This window comes from Mixta hanseatica, assembly GCF_023517775.1.
Taxonomy (GTDB): domain Bacteria; phylum Pseudomonadota; class Gammaproteobacteria; order Enterobacterales; family Enterobacteriaceae; genus Mixta; species Mixta hanseatica.
Genome location: NZ_CP082904.1, coordinates 2,345,962 through 2,360,931 on the forward strand (window position 1 = coordinate 2,345,962; position 14,970 = coordinate 2,360,931).

The 14,970-nt window shown below is 51.8% G+C and carries 11 protein-coding genes; 3 read left to right on the forward strand and 8 right to left on the reverse strand.

From position 1 onward, the window contains the following. Nucleotide 1: 1 nt before the first annotated feature. Nucleotides 2-1,462 carry a cardiolipin synthase gene (cls, locus tag K6958_RS11305; protein WP_249891206.1) on the forward strand — a complete coding sequence of 487 codons (1,461 nt, stop codon included), beginning with the start codon at nucleotides 2-4 and terminating at the stop codon, nucleotides 1,460-1,462. A 46-nt stretch (nucleotides 1,463-1,508) separates the two neighbouring features. Further along, nucleotides 1,509-1,832, forward strand: coding sequence for an HI1450 family dsDNA-mimic protein (locus K6958_RS11310; protein WP_085071582.1), 324 nt, complete (start codon nucleotides 1,509-1,511; stop codon nucleotides 1,830-1,832). A 55-nt stretch (nucleotides 1,833-1,887) separates the two neighbouring features. Here the strand turns inward: K6958_RS11310 and oppF are convergent, their stop codons facing one another. The 7 genes from oppF to K6958_RS11345 all read right to left on the reverse strand — a co-directional run bounded on the left by oppF (nucleotide 1,888) and on the right by K6958_RS11345 (nucleotide 10,538). Further along, nucleotides 1,888-2,889, reverse strand: coding sequence for a murein tripeptide/oligopeptide ABC transporter ATP binding protein OppF (gene oppF / locus K6958_RS11315; RefSeq protein WP_249891207.1), 1,002 nt, complete (start codon nucleotides 2,887-2,889; stop codon nucleotides 1,888-1,890). Then, nucleotides 2,886-3,899, reverse strand: a complete 1,014-nt coding sequence (locus K6958_RS11320) for an ABC transporter ATP-binding protein (RefSeq protein ID WP_249891208.1) — start codon at nucleotides 3,897-3,899, stop codon at nucleotides 2,886-2,888. The genes oppF and K6958_RS11320 overlap by 4 nt, the downstream gene beginning before the upstream one ends. A gap of 11 nt (nucleotides 3,900-3,910) precedes the next feature. Further along, on the reverse strand, nucleotides 3,911-4,819 hold the full coding sequence (gene oppC, locus K6958_RS11325; protein ID WP_085071579.1) for an oligopeptide ABC transporter permease OppC: 909 nt from the start codon (nucleotides 4,817-4,819) through the stop codon (nucleotides 3,911-3,913). 14 nt (nucleotides 4,820-4,833) lie between these two features. After that, nucleotides 4,834-5,754, reverse strand: coding sequence for an oligopeptide ABC transporter permease OppB (oppB, locus tag K6958_RS11330; protein ID WP_249891209.1), 921 nt, complete (start codon nucleotides 5,752-5,754; stop codon nucleotides 4,834-4,836). An 87-nt stretch (nucleotides 5,755-5,841) separates the two neighbouring features. Further along, complete coding sequence (oppA, locus tag K6958_RS11335) at nucleotides 5,842-7,482, reverse strand: oligopeptide ABC transporter substrate-binding protein OppA (protein WP_249891210.1); 1,641 nt, start codon at nucleotides 7,480-7,482, stop codon at nucleotides 5,842-5,844. 166 nt (nucleotides 7,483-7,648) lie between these two features. Continuing rightward, nucleotides 7,649-9,274 (reverse strand): ABC transporter substrate-binding protein, encoded by a 1,626-nt coding sequence (locus K6958_RS11340; protein ID WP_249891211.1) that lies wholly within the window; start codon nucleotides 9,272-9,274, stop codon nucleotides 7,649-7,651. 616 nt (nucleotides 9,275-9,890) lie between these two features. After that, complete coding sequence (locus K6958_RS11345) at nucleotides 9,891-10,538, reverse strand: YchE family NAAT transporter (RefSeq protein WP_249891212.1); 648 nt, start codon at nucleotides 10,536-10,538, stop codon at nucleotides 9,891-9,893. A 472-nt stretch (nucleotides 10,539-11,010) separates the two neighbouring features. Here K6958_RS11345 and adhE point away from each other — a divergent pair, with 472 nt between their 5' ends. Then, nucleotides 11,011-13,698, forward strand: coding sequence for a bifunctional acetaldehyde-CoA/alcohol dehydrogenase (adhE, locus tag K6958_RS11350; protein ID WP_249891213.1), 2,688 nt, complete (start codon nucleotides 11,011-11,013; stop codon nucleotides 13,696-13,698). 157 nt (nucleotides 13,699-13,855) lie between these two features. Here adhE and tdk read toward each other — a convergent pair whose 3' ends face one another. Continuing rightward, nucleotides 13,856-14,461, reverse strand: a complete 606-nt coding sequence (gene tdk / locus K6958_RS11355; RefSeq protein WP_249891214.1) for a thymidine kinase — start codon at nucleotides 14,459-14,461, stop codon at nucleotides 13,856-13,858. Nucleotides 14,462-14,970: the final 509 nt, after the last annotated feature.

Here is a 14,970-nt window from a genome sequence, read left to right on the forward strand (position 1 = left end):
TATGACCACGTTCTACACTCTGATTAGCTGGCTATTGTTTTTCGGCTACTGGTTACTGATTGCCAGCGTAACATTGCGTATTCTGATGAAACGCCGCGCGGTCACCTCGGCAATGGCCTGGCTGCTGATCATTTATATTCTGCCGCTGGTGGGTATTATTGCTTATCTCTCTTTTGGCGAACTCTATCTGGGTAAACGGCGGGCGGAACGCGCCCGTACCATGTGGCCCTCCACCGCTCGCTGGCTCAATGATTTAAAAAGCTGCCATTCCATTTTCGCCACCGAGCACAGCGATGTGGCGCGCTCCTTGTTTCAGCTGTGTGAAAATCGTCAGGGCATTGCCGGGGTAAAAGGCAACCAGCTGCAGCTGTTGACCAGCACGGACGATACGATGAAAGCCCTGATCCGTGATATTCAACTGGCGCGCCATAATATCGAGATGGTGTTTTATATCTGGCATCCCGGCGGCCTGGCGGATGAGGTGGCAGAGTCGCTGATGGCGGCGGCGCGACGCGGCGTTCACTGTCGGTTAATGCTGGATTCCGCAGGCAGCGTCACCTTTTTCCGCAGTCAGTGGCCGGCGATGATGCGTAATGCCGGCATTGACGTGGTTGAGGCGCTGCAGGTCAGCCTGCTGCGCGTATTCCTGCGCCGGATGGATTTACGCCAGCACCGTAAAGTGGTGCTGATCGATAACTATATCGCCTACACTGGCAGCATGAATATGGTCGACCCGCGCTACTTTAAGCAAGATGCCGGCGTCGGTCAGTGGATCGATTTAATGGCGCGGATGGAGGGCCCGGTAGCGACCACCATGGGCATTATCTACTCCTGTGACTGGGAAATTGAAACAGGTAAACGCATTTTACCGCCGCCGCCCGATACCAACGTGATGCCTTTTGAACAGGAGAGCGGGCATATTATTCAGGTGATCGCCTCTGGTCCCGGCTTCCCGGAGGATATGATCCATCAGGCGTTGCTGACGGCGGTTTATTCGGCCCGCCAGCAGCTAATTATGACCACGCCCTACTTTGTGCCCAGCGATGATTTGCTGCATGCCATCTGTACGGCGGCGCTGCGCGGCGTTGACGTCAGCATTATTGTGCCGCGCCATAACGACTCATTGCTGGTAGGCTGGGCCAGTCGCGCTTTCTTTACCGAGCTGCTGGAAGCAGGCGTAAAAATTTATCAGTTTGAAGGCGGCCTGTTGCATACCAAAAGCGTGCTGGTGGATGGACAGCTGAGCCTGATAGGCACCGTTAACCTTGATATGCGCAGCCTGTGGCTGAATTTCGAAATCACGCTGGTAATTGACGACGACGGCTTCGGCAGCGATTTGGCGCACGTGCAGGACGATTATATCGCCCGTTCCCGGCTGGTGGATGCCAAACGCTGGGCGCATCGTCCCTGGTGGCAGCGAATCGTTGAACGACTGTTTTACTTCTTTAGCCCGTTACTGTAAAAAGTGCGGAAAATGCTATTACGCCTGCGGGCATACGGGATCAATGATGGACTTAAATAACCGTCTTACTGAAGATGAAACGCTGGAACAGGCTTACGATATTTTCCTTGAGCTGGCGGGCGATAACCTCGATCCGGCTGATATCATCCTGTTTAATTTACAGTTTGAAGAACGCGGCGGCGCAGAGCTGTTTGATCCTTCCGAAGACTGGCGCGAGCATGTCGATTACGATCTGAACCCAGACTTTTTCGCCGAAGTGGTGATTGGCCTCGGCGAAGCGGAAGGCGAACCGGTAACCGACGTATTCGCCCGCGTTCTGCTGTGCCGTGAGAAAGATCATAAGCTGTGCCATATTCTGTGGCGTGAATAATCCCGCTCTGCCGTCATAAAAAGGCTGCCTGGGCAGCCTTTTGTTTAGTGGACGGTTATAGCGGATCGACCTTCAGGCAGGAAACCGCATGACGGAAGCTACCTTCCAGCAGCGGGCGGGTTTGCGCGCACTCAGGCCCGGCAATCGGACAGCGGGTACGGAATACGCAGCCCGACGGCGGGTTGATCGGCGAAGGCAACTCCCCCTCCAGCAGCTGGATAGTTTTATTTTGCTCCCGGTCCGGATCGGGGATCGGGACGGCTGACATCAGCGCGCGGGTATAGGGATGCTGCGGGTTGTTATATACCTCGCTATAGATGCCCAGCTCTACCGCATGTCCCAAATACATCACCAGCACGCGGTCGGAAATATGTTTTACCACCGCCAGATCGTGAGCGATAAAGATCAACGAAAGCCCCATTTCACGCTGCAGCTGCTGCAGCAGGTTTACCACCTGCGCCTGAATAGAGACGTCCAGCGCCGATACCGGCTCATCACAAATGATCAGTTTCGGCTCCAGAATCAGCGCGCGTGCAATACCGATACGCTGACACTGACCGCCGGAAAATTCGTGCGGATAGCGGTTAATCAGGTTTGGCAACAGCCCGACTTTCATCATCATCGCCTTCACACGATCTTTTATTTCCTGACGCGGCATGGTGGGATGATAGGTCCGCAGCGGCTCAGCGATAATATCGCCGATGTTCATGCGTGGGTTCAGCGAGGCCAGCGGATCCTGAAAAATCATCTGAATATCGCTGCGCGCTTTGCGCCACTCTTCGTCGCTTTGACCAATCAGATCGCGGCCCAGCCAGGCTACGCGGCCCTCAGTCGCCTTCACCAGACCGATAATCGCACGCGCCAGCGTTGATTTACCGCAGCCGGATTCACCCACCACGCCCAGCGTCTCGCCTTCATACAGACGCAGGCTGACGCCATCTACCGCCTTCAGGGTTTTCGACGGCTGCCAGAACCACTGTTTGCCATCTTTAATATCGAAATGCACCTTAAGATCGGCGATTTCAAGCAGGACTTTTTTCTCAGCTACGGCGTTCATACTAATTCCTCCACCGGCTTAAAGCAGGCGCGCAGACGCCCTTCGCCAAAGGCTTCCAGCGGCGGCGCGGCGGCGCAGATTTCCATCGCATACGGGCAACGGGGCTGGAACGGACACCCTTTCGGCAGGCGTAACAGGTTAGGCGGATTGCCCGGTATGGTCAGCAGCGATTCGCCGTCGGTATCCAGACGGGGCACCGCATTCAGCAGCCCCAACGCATAAGGATGGGCCGGATGATAGAAGACGTCGCGCGCGCTGCCATATTCCATAGTGCGCCCGGCGTACATCACCAGCACTTTATTACAAATGCCCGCCACAACGCCCAGGTCGTGCGTGATCATGATGATGGCGGTATTGAATTCGCGCTTCAGCTCATTCAACAGCGTCATGATTTGCGCCTGCACCGTCACATCAAGCGCGGTGGTCGGCTCATCGGCAATCAGCAGTTTGGGTCGGCAAAGCAGCGCCATTGCGATCATGACGCGCTGACGCATGCCGCCGGAAAATTCATGCGGGTACATTTTCATACGCTTGCGCGCTTCCGGCATTTTCACCGCATCCAGCATGCGCACCGACTCTTCAAACGCCTGCGCTCTGCTCATGCCTTTATGCAGTTGCAGCACCTCCATCAGCTGGTCCCCTACGCGCAGATAGGGATTCAGCGAGGTCATCGGATCCTGGAAAATCATCGCGATCTGCTCTGCCCGCAGCGCATTAAGCTGCTTCTCTGGCAGGTTCAGGATTTCGCGGCCGTTAAAGCGCGCGGAGCCTTCGATACGCCCGTTGCTGGCCAACAGCCCCATCAGGGCAAAAGCGGTTTGCGATTTACCCGAGCCAGATTCGCCGACAATGCCTAATGTCTCTCCCGCCCGCAGGCTGAAGTTAAGATCATTTACCGCCGTGACGTCACCGTCCGGGGTAGAAAAGGTAACGCGTAAATCCTTTACGTCGAGCAGTAAGTCGCTTCCCGCGCTTTTCGCCATCGCTGGCTGAACGTCAATAATACTCATCGGGAAACTCCTTAACGATCTTTCGGGTCGAGGGCATCACGCAGGCCATCGCCGATAAAGTTGAAACAAAACAGCGTGATCACCAGAAAGCCTGCTGGGTAAAGCAGCAGCCAGGGCGACACTTCCATCGAATTGGCGCCGTCACTCAGTAAGGCGCCCCAGCTGCTGAGCGGCTCCTGGGTGCCCAACCCCAAAAAGCTGAGAAATGATTCAAACAGAATCATGCCCGGCACCAGCAACGAGGCGTAAACCACCACTACGCCCAACACGTTAGGCACGATATGGCGTAGCACAATCTTGATGGTTGATACCCCCCCAACCTGTGCGGCCTCAATATATTCCTTACGCTTCAGGCTTAATGTCTGTCCGCGCACAATACGTGCCATATCCAGCCAGGAAACCATGCCGATAGCGACAAAGATCAGCAGGATGTTTTGTCCGAAAAAGGTCACCAGCAAAATCACAAAGAACATAAAGGGAAAAGAGTTAAGGATTTCCAGCAGGCGCATCATAACGGAGTCGGTTTTTCCGCCCAGATAGCCCGCCAGCGTGCCATACAGGGTACCAACCACCACCGCCACCAGCGCGGCGGCAATGCCAACCATCAGCGAAATGCGCCCGCCAATCGCCACGCGCACCAACAGATCGCGCCCGGACGAGTCAGTGCCAAAATAGTGACCTGACTCCATATCCGGCGCCGCAGACATCATTGCCCAGTCGGTATCGTCATAGGCAAAGGGAGAAACCCAGGGGGCGATAATCACAAACAGCGCGATCAGCAATAAAATAAACAGGCTGGCCAACGCCGCACGGTTATGTATAAAACGACGACGCGCATCCTGCCATAAGCTGCGCCCTTCCACTTCCAGCTTTTCACTGAATGTATCAAGAGCTTCGCTATTTTTCTTACTCAAAATCATGGCGAGCCCCGGTATTAATAACGAATTTTCGGATCGATAACGGCATACAGCACGTCAACGATGGCATTAAACACAATAGTCAGCGTGCCGACTAAAATCGTCAGACTCAGCACCAGCGAATAGTCACGGTTAAGCGCGCCATTAACAAACAGCTGACCAATTCCCGGCAGCCCATAAATGGTTTCGATCACCATCGAGCCGGTAATAATGCCGACAAAGGCGGGGCCAAGATAAGATAGCACCGGCAGCAGTGCGGGTTTTAAAGCGTGGCGTAACACAATACGCCGCGTCGGCAGCCCTTTCGCGCGCGCGGTACGAATAAAGTTAGAGTGCATTACCTCAATCATTGATCCACGGGTAATACGCGCAATGCTGGCGATATAAGCCAGTGACAGCGCCACCATCGGCAGGATCATAAATTTCAGCGCGCCGCCGTTCCAGCCGCCGCCGGGCAGCCATTTCAGGGTGATGGAAAAAATTAATACCAGCAGCGGCGCGACAACAAAGCTGGGGATGACCACGCCGGTCATCGCCACGCTCATAACGACATAATCCCATTTACTGTTTTGATTTAACGCGGCGACGACGCCTGCCGTCACCCCCAACAGGACGGCAAAGATAAAAGCCGCCGCGCCGAGCTTCGCGGAAACCGGGAACGAGCCGGCCACTAAATCATTAACGGTATAATCTTTATATTTAAACGAGGGACCAAAATCGCCGTGGGCCAGCTGCTTTAAATAGTCGGCATACTGCTTCCACATCGGATCGTTTAAATGATATTTCGCCTCGATATTCGCCATTACTTCCGGCGTTAAGGTGCGTTCGCCGGTAAATGGACTGCCGGGCGCCAGGCGCATCATAAAAAAAGAGATGGTAACCAGAATAAATAGCGTCGGGATTGCTTCAAGGCAGCGACGCAGGATGAACTTTAACATTGCTCGTACCTGATGACTCTGGCCTCAGCCGGATAGCGAGGCCATTTTGCTCAAAATGGGCAGCCTGCGGCCGCCCGGAAGCCTGCATTAATGTTTGATGATATACAGATCTTTATCGTGCGAATTATCCAGCGGATCTTTACCGGTATAACCGCCGACGTAAGGTTTCACCAGACGCAGGTTTTTGTAGTAGTAGATCGGCACGATTACGGAATCTTTATCCAGCAGCTTTTCCGCTTCGCCATATAGCTGGCCGCGCGTTGCTTCATCTTTCGCGCCTAATGCCTGCGCCAGCAGCTTATCGAACGCCGGGCTCTTATAGTGCGAAGTGTTATTGCTGCTGTCAGAGAGCATGGTATTCAGGAAACTGGTCGGCTCGTTGTAGTCGGCACACCAGCCGGCGCGCGCGACATCAAAGTTGCCCTGATGACGCGTATCCAGGAAGGTTTTCCACTCCTGGTTCTGCAGCTTCACGTCAACGCCCAGGTTTTTCTTCCAGATAGAGGCGGCGGCGATTGCCAGCTTTTTATGCAGATCGGAGGTGTTATACAGCAGGCTGAAAGAGAGCGGCTTATCCGCCGTATAGCCCGCTTCGGCCAACAGTTTTTTCGCTTCTTCATTGCGTTTCTGCTGGGTCCAGTTCATCCATTCCGGTTTGGTCATGGTAATGCCGTCAGTAAACGGCGGCGTATAGCTCCAGGCCGGGTCTTCGCCCTGCGCTTTGACTTTATTCACGATAATATCGCGATCGATACCCAGCTTCAGCGCGGTACGCACGCGCGGATCGTTAAATGGCGGTTTCTGGTTATTAATTTCGTAATAATAGGTACAGAGATACGGGTCAGCATGAATTTCCTGCGGAATATCTTTTTTCAGTTTCTGGTACAGCTCAATCGGTAAATAGTTATAGGTCATATCGCTGCCGCCGCTGCGATAGCGGTTCGCATCGGTCACTTCTGAAGAGATCGGCAGGAAGGTGACTTTGTTCAGTACGGTATGGGCGTTATCCCAGTATTGCGGGTTGCGCTCTAAAACCAGGCGTTCGTTAATGACCCACTCTTTTACTTTAAACGCGCCATTGCCGACGAAGTTTTCCGGCTGCGTCCACTTATCGCCAAATTTTTCGATAACGGGTTTATACACCGGCGACATTGAATGATGAATAATCAGCTTATAAAAATAAGGCACCGCTTCGCTCAGCGTCACTTCCAGCGTATGGTCATCAACCGCTTTAATCCCAAGGGTATCCGGCGCTTTTTTGCCCGCGATAATATCATCTACGTTTAGCAGATGGCCGTACTGCAGATAGCTGGCATAGGGCGAGGCGGTTTTCGGATCGGCCAGACGGCGCCAGCTGTAGACAAAATCATTGGCGGTTAACGGCTCGCCATTGGACCATTTCACATCTTTACGCAGATGGAAGATCCAGACTTTACCGCCCTCTTTGCTTTCCCAGCTTTCCGCCACGCCCGGCTGGATTTTGCCGTCAGCGTCGTTAATCGCCAGCCCTTCATACAGATCGCGGCTCACATAGGCTTCCGGCACCCCTTCCACTTTATGCGGATCGAGCGACTGCAGCTCGGCGCCGTTGCCTCTGATCAGCTCCTGTTTTTCCGCCAGCTGAACCCCAGCCGGCACATTGGCCGCCAGCGCGCTGTTCACGGTTAATGCGCCCAGCGCTGCCATAACGCCCAGTGCCGCCAGGCTTTTTTTTGTGATGTTGGTCATGTTTACTCCAGTTTTTTATAATTACCGCGGTCGTAACCTGCGGCTTTCCCCCGCTGTACGGGTTACCTGCCACGCGCTCCGGAACCTGAAGCCGGACAGGGTTTGCTTCCTGTTTTCTTAGGGCTGCCATCATCTACCGCCCGTTATCGCTCTCCCGGGCAGCGAATTAATGTTGGGTTATGTAGTAATTCTTAATGTTCTGTCGGTCCTGCGCATCTTTGCCGCTGTAGCCGCCCACCCAGGGCTTCACCAGCCGCACGCTGACGCGGTAATAGACCGGCACCAGCGCTGAATCTTTATCCAGCTGCGCTTCCGCCTGTTGATATAACCCGGCGCGCTGCGCATCGTCGGCCACCAGCGATTTCGCCATCAATGCATCAAATGCCGGGCTACGATAAAAGCCGGTATTGGTTGAAGAGTCGCTCAGCAGCATATTCAGGAAAGATGAAGGTTCGTTATAGTCAGCACACCAGGTCGCGCGCGCCACGTCATAATTCCCCTCATGACGGGTATTCAGCATGGTTTTCCATTCCTGATTTTGCAGCGTGACGTTAGCGCCAAGATTTTTTTTCCACATTGAGGCGGCGGCGATAGCCTGCTTTTTATTTTGATCGGAGGTGTTATAGAGCAGCGTAAAGGTCAGCGGCTTTTGCGCACTATAGCCCGCCGCGGCCAGCAACTGTTTTGCTGTGGCGTTGCGTTCTGCCTGCGTCTGAGTAAACCAGGCGGGCGCGGTAAATTTAGCCCCATTAATATAGGGCGGCGTAAAGCCAAAGGCGGGAATTTGCCCTTGCCCCATAATTTTTTCAGCGATGATTTGGCGATCCAGGGTTAATTTCACCGCCGTGCGCACCCGCGCATCATTAAACGGCGGACGCTGGTTATTCAATTCATAATAAAAAGTACACAGATAAGGACTAACATGCACCTGCGCGCCCAGCTCTTTTTTGAGCATCGGAAAGAGTTCGGGGGGAATCGCGCTGTTGGTAATATCAATACCGCCGCTACGATAACGGTTGACGTCGCTGGTTTCCGAGCTGATCGGCAAAAAGTTAGCGGTTTCAATCACCGTATGCGCATTATCCCAATAGCGCGGGTTGCGCTTCAGCGTAATTTTTTCATTTACCACCCAGCTGCTCAGCGTATAAGCCCCGTTGCCCACGTAATGCTCCGGGCGCGTCCATTTATCGCCCCACTGCTCAATAGTCTGGCGATGTACCGGCCTCAGCGCGGTATTTTCCAGCATTGCCGTAAAATAAGGCACCGGCTGACTGAGCGTCACCTGCAGATGATGGTCATCCAGCGCTTTCACCCCTAATGCTGACGGCGGTTGTTTACCGGCAATAATCTCATCGACATTCACAATATGCGCGTACTGGAGAAAACTGGCATAAGGCGAAGCCGTTTTCGGATCCACCAGCCGTTGCCAGCTATAAACAAAATCTGCTGCCGTTACCGGGTCGCCATTGCTCCAGCGGGCATCCGGGCGCAGGGTAAATGTCCAGACATTATTTTGCTGCTGCCACTGCTGCGCAACGCCAGGCACCGGATGCCCCATGTTATCCGTTGAAATCAGCCCTTCCAGCAAATTAGCAATGATATCGCTTTCCGGCACCCCTTCCGTCTTATGCGGATCCAGCGAGGCGACTTCGGTACCGTTATTAATGGTAAGGATTTGATCCTGAGCTAACTGAATGCCAGGCGGCACGCTGGCCGCCAGGGCATAACCAGACAAAGTCAGGAGAACGGCGACTGCAGCTTTGCCATAATATTGATGGATTGCTGAATTCATAAACCTTTTGCTCGTAAAAGTAACCTGCAGGCTGTAAAGCAAAATCCGTTCTCACTTTGCCAGAGTCGGAAAAATCTTTAACCGGAAGTTAACAGATGAATTTTTCTTGTGCCAAAAACAAATAGTAAAAATGTTATCTATTTCTCTTTTATCATGATCGCCCATAACACGGAAGCGTTATTTTTTCCGATAAATTATCGCTTAACCCTTTGATAATGAATAGAAAAAGGTATCACACCCTCTCACCAGCCCTGACTAAATTAGATAATTACCTGGAAAACAAGCAAAGAATCATAACAATTGTTTTACATAGAATGATCATCTAAAGCCCGAGCGAAATGCCTGATAAAAGCCTTATAAATGAAAAAAATAACGCAGCAACTGATGTGAAAATAATCACATTTTTCTGGGGGAAAGAGAAAGATAGAGAAGCATTAGCAGATAAGCTAATAATTACCCTATTCTATTAAGCGACATGAATATTTGCACCAGAAAGAGGCATACAAAGCATGCGATTGCACCAGAAAGGAGCAAAAAGGAATTAAAAAGGAAAATTAAGTCGTGTTGTGAACCCAGCGGGTAATACCGATGTAATAACTACATCGGTGTGCAGAGATTAATTAAGCAGCCCCGGGAAGCTGGCTTTAAGACCGGTCACGATAAATTCAATGCCCAGCGCCATCAGTAATAACCCCATGATACGCGTAATCACGTTAATGCCCGTTTGCCCCAGCACCCGCACCATTACCGGCGCGGCGCGAAACAGCAGCCAACAGCAAAAAGCAAATAGCGCAATGGCAATGCTAAAAGCCAGCAGGTTGATCCAGCTGTGATAGCGCGTGCTCCAGACAATGGTCGAACTGATCGCGCCCGGGCCAGCCATTAAGGGCAACGCCAGCGGTACCACGCCAATACTTTCGCGCACCGCCGTTTCTGATTTTTCCTGTTTATTCTGCTTATCCTCGCCCAGCTTACCGCTAATCATCGACATCGCAATCGTCACCACCAGTATGCCGCCGGCGATACGGAAAGAGTCAATGGATATGCCGAAGATATGCAGAATAGCGTCGCCCAGAAACAACGAGGTCCAGAGGATAATTGCCACGGCAAGGTTCGCCGTCAGGTTGGTTCGGTTTCTTTCCGCGGCCGGCTGATAGCTGGTCATACTGATAAAAACAGGAATAATGCCGATGGGATTCACCAGCGCAAACAGGCCAACAAAAAATTTAATATAGCCAGATAAATCCAGTGCAAGGGTATTCACAACCTACTCCGCCAGTGCGCCAATGAAAACCGCCCTAATTTAATGTAAATATCATCTACTTGCCAGCGCCTAATGCCAGAATAATAAGCTTAACTTTTACCTATAAAGAGACGCAAAATCTGTTGTTAACAATTTGTTTAGCCTATGATGCGAAAACCTTCCGCTATAACAGTAGATGAGAAAATTTGTGATTACGGTCAAAAAAGAATCAAGCTGAAAGGAGTCAGCTTTAAGGAATATTGATCTAAATCAACAAGCATCTACCCCGTTCCAGGTAAGCTGAGTCCATCAAAAGGAATTGATAACGATGCGCTGCAGTTCAAAAGCGCCTTCGCCATAGAAACTCTTTCAGTAAACAGCATGGAGTAAGTAAAGCGCAAAACGCGTTATTTGCACGCTCCGTAAAGCGTAACGCCCCATCTTTCATCAGGCTTGTTTACTAAAAGAGTTTAACTTCCATCAGGAGAGCATTATGGCCGTTACCAATGTCGCTGAACTTAACGCACTTGTTGAACGTGTAAAACAAGCGCAGCGCGAATACGCCAATTTCACTCAAGAGCAGGTTGATAAAATTTTCCGCGCCGCCGCGCTGGCTGCTGCCGACGCGCGTATTCCGCTGGCAAAAATGGCGGTAGCAGAATCTGGCATGGGTATTGTGGAAGACAAAGTGATTAAAAACCACTTTGCGTCTGAGTATATTTACAATGCTTATAAAGATGAAAAAACCTGCGGCATTCTGGAAACCGACGAAACCTTCGGTACCATCACGATTGCTGAACCCACCGGGCTGATTTGCGGTATCGTTCCTACCACCAACCCAACCTCAACCGCTATTTTTAAAGCGCTGATTAGCCTTAAAACCCGTAACGGTATCATCTTCTCTCCGCATCCGCGTGCTAAAGACGCCACGAATAAAGCCGCAGATATTGTGCTGCAGGCCGCTATCGCCGCCGGTGCGCCGAAAGATATTATCGGTTGGATCGATCAGCCTTCCGTTGAGCTCTCTAATCAGCTGATGCACCATCCCGACATCAACCTGATCCTGGCAACCGGCGGTCCCGGTATGGTGAAAGCCGCCTACAGCTCCGGTAAACCGGCTATCGGCGTGGGTGCGGGTAATACCCCTGTGGTTATCGACGAAACCGCCGATATCAAACGTGCCGTGGCGTCTATTCTGATGTCGAAAACCTTCGATAACGGCGTGATCTGCGCTTCAGAGCAGTCAGTTATCGTGGTGGACGCGGTATATGAGTCGGTACGTGAGCGTTTCGCCAGCCACGGCGGCTACCTGCTGCAGGGCGCCGAACTGAAAGCGGTACAGGATATCATTCTGAAAAATGGCGGCCTCAATGCGGCTATCGTGGGTCAGCCGGCGGTAAAAATTGCCGAAATGGCCGGCATCAACGTACCGGCCAGCACTAAAATTCTGATTGGCGAAGTCCAGCGGGTCGATGAATCTGAACCTTTCGCTCACGAAAAACTGTCGCCGACGCTGGCGATGTATCGTGCCGAGAATTTTGAGCAGGCGGTGGCAAAAGCTGAAAAACTGGTCGCCATGGGCGGTATCGGTCACACCTCTTGCCTGTATACCGACCAGGATAACCAGCATGACCGCGTTAATTATTTTGGCGACAAAATGAAAACCGCGCGCATATTGATTAACACGCCGGCTTCTCAGGGCGGTATCGGTGACCTGTATAACTTTAAACTGGCGCCTTCTCTGACGCTGGGCTGCGGTTCATGGGGCGGCAACTCAATTTCTGAAAACGTCGGCCCTAAACATCTTATCAATAAGAAAACCGTCGCCAAGCGAGCTGAAAATATGTTGTGGCACAAACTTCCTAAATCTATCTATTTCCGCCGCGGTTCCCTGCCTATCGCTCTGGAAGAAGTGGCGACCGACGGAGCGAAACGCGCTTTTATCGTTACTGACCGCTTCCTGTTCAATAACGGCTATGCCGATCAGATTACCTCTGTGCTGAAAGCGCACGGCATAGAAACCGAGATCTTCTTCGAAGTAGAAGCCGATCCGACGCTGAGCATTGTACGCAAAGGCGCGGAACAGATGAACTCCTTTAAACCGGATGTGATTATCGCCCTTGGCGGCGGCTCGCCGATGGATGCGGCCAAAATCATGTGGGTGATGTACGAGCATCCTGAAACCCATTTTGAAGAGCTGGCGCTGCGCTTTATGGATATTCGTAAACGCATCTACAAGTTCCCGAAAATGGGCGTGAAGGCGAAAATGATCGCCGTCACTACTACCTCAGGTACCGGTTCTGAAGTTACGCCGTTTGCGGTAGTGACCGACGACGCGACCGGCCAAAAATATCCGCTGGCTGATTATGCTTTGACGCCGGATATGGCCATTGTGGACGCGAACCTGGTCATGAATATGCCGAAATCGCTGGCCGCGTTTGGCGGCCTTGATGCGGTAACCCATGCGCTGGAAGCCTACGTTTCCGTGCTGGCCAATGAATACTCTGACGGTCAGGCGCTGCAGGCGCTGAAATTGCTGAAGGAAAACCTGCCGGACAGCTATCGCGACGGCGCGAAAAACCCGGTAGCTCGTGAACGCGTTCATAACGCCGCAACCATTGCCGGTATCGCTTTTGCGAATGCTTTCCTCGGCGTATGTCACTCTATGGCGCATAAACTGGGTTCAGAGTTCCATATTCCGCACGGTCTGGCTAATGCGCTGTTAATCTCGAATGTGATTCGCTATAACGCGAATGACAACCCGACCAAACAGACCGCCTTCAGCCAGTACGATCGCCCGCAGGCGCGCCGCCGTTATGCCGAAATCGCCGACCATCTTGGTCTGAGCGCCGCTGGCGACCGCACCGCGCAGAAAATTGAAAAACTGCTGGCGTGGCTGGAAGAGATGAAAGCGCAGCTGGGGATCCCGAAATCTATCCGTGAAGCGGGCGTTCAGGAAGCTGACTTCCTGGCGAAAGTTGATAAGTTGGCTGATGATGCCTTTGATGATCAGTGTACCGGCGCTAACCCGCGTTATCCGCTGATTGCTGAACTGAAACAGATTATGCTGGATACCTTCTACGGCCGCGAATATGCAGAACCCTTTGAATCCGTTTCTGAAGCGCTCAGCGCTCAGCCGATCAAAGGCGCTAAAGTCGAGAAGAAAGCCAAAAAAGTTTGATAGTCCGTTAACAAAAAAACCCGCCTCGGCGGGTTTTTTTATCGCCGCAATAAAGCGGCTCCCTGCTGCCCTGCCTGAAAGACCTTTTCACTTCCTGCGTATAACGCCCTGTAAGCCACCGTAGCGTTTCTAAATTCACGCGCTATAGGTAGCCCTTTCAGGGGCGCTCTGTCGGCTGTAAAACGCCCTTAGCCAGCGTTTCTTTATAATGCTTACGACACATGGAGACGTAACGCTCGTTACCACCGATGACCACCTGCTCGCCTTCTGCGTAGGGTCTGCCCTCGCTATCCAGACGCAGCACCATGCCGGCCTTGCGGCCGCAGTGGCAAATGGTTTTTAATTCGATCAGTTTATCGGCCCAGGCTAATAAATACTGGCTTCCGCTAAATAACTCACCCCGGAAATCAGTACGCAGGCCGTAGCATAATACCGGTATATCCAGATAATCGACTACATCGGAAAGTTCCCGAACTTGTTCACGCGTCAGAAATTGGCATTCATCGACCAGGATGCAATGTACCGGCTTTTTTTCATGTTCTTCAGTAATTTCATGCATCAGTAAAGTCTGATTGTTAAACAATTTAGCCGGTGAAGAAAGGCCGATGCGTGAACTTACTTTACCACTGCCAAAGCGATCGTCTATCTCGGCCGTCCAGACCAAAGTCCGCATACCTCTTTCCTGATAATTATAAGAAGACTGCAACAATGCGGTGGATTTCCCGGCATTCATCGCCGAGTAATAGAAATAAAGCTGAGCCATAGGGCTGAACTCCGCCAAAAGGGTTAAACGAAAAAACCGGGCGATTGTATCATAGCGTCAGTGATTCCGGCGGGATAACCTACTCCAGGATTAACTTCTTTAACCGCGGCGCTTGTTTAACATCCCTGGCCGCTGGCGCTTAATCCAGGTTGTGGCATTAAATGATAAAACCTCAAGCCCGGTTCTTATTATGGCCCTTTTTTACCCGCGCTGAGCCTTAGCGCTTTAAGCGTAATGATGCTAACTCTTTAGGTTATACGATGATTCCAGCCGCTTAGCTGAACAGATAATCCCCTGTAAACCTAAGGCTGTTTAAGTATAGACTTTAATGCGGCGTGCTTATTTTCGCCTGAGACAACTATAACTTTCCGCCAATTGCGTTATGCAAATCTCACTTTAATAAGACTTTGTGAATTTCTTACAAAATTAACTATTGCAGTTCCTTTTTTCCACCTCTATTATTATCAGGCAGAACATTTCTCCCACCCAATATATTTTGAGATTAGGAC

Excerpts from the sequence above, each read along its gene's own strand:
- cls (WP_249891206.1), top strand. The coding sequence starts at position 2 with ATGACCACGTTCTACACTCTGATTAGCTGGCTATTGTTTTTCGGCTAC.
- K6958_RS11310 (WP_085071582.1), top strand. The coding sequence starts at position 1,509 with ATGGACTTAAATAACCGTCTTACTGAAGATGAAACGCTGGAACAGGCT.
- oppF (WP_249891207.1), bottom strand. The coding sequence starts at position 2,889 with ATGAACGCCGTAGCTGAGAAAAAAGTCCTGCTTGAAATCGCCGATCTT.
- K6958_RS11320 (WP_249891208.1), bottom strand. The coding sequence starts at position 3,899 with ATGAGTATTATTGACGTTCAGCCAGCGATGGCGAAAAGCGCGGGAAGC.
- oppC (WP_085071579.1), bottom strand. The coding sequence starts at position 4,819 with ATGATTTTGAGTAAGAAAAATAGCGAAGCTCTTGATACATTCAGTGAA.
- oppB (WP_249891209.1), bottom strand. The coding sequence starts at position 5,754 with ATGTTAAAGTTCATCCTGCGTCGCTGCCTTGAAGCAATCCCGACGCTA.
- oppA (WP_249891210.1), bottom strand. The coding sequence starts at position 7,482 with ATGACCAACATCACAAAAAAAAGCCTGGCGGCACTGGGCGTTATGGCA.
- K6958_RS11340 (WP_249891211.1), bottom strand. The coding sequence starts at position 9,274 with ATGAATTCAGCAATCCATCAATATTATGGCAAAGCTGCAGTCGCCGTT.
- adhE (WP_249891213.1), top strand. The coding sequence starts at position 11,011 with ATGGCCGTTACCAATGTCGCTGAACTTAACGCACTTGTTGAACGTGTA.
- tdk (WP_249891214.1), bottom strand. The coding sequence starts at position 14,461 with ATGGCTCAGCTTTATTTCTATTACTCGGCGATGAATGCCGGGAAATCC.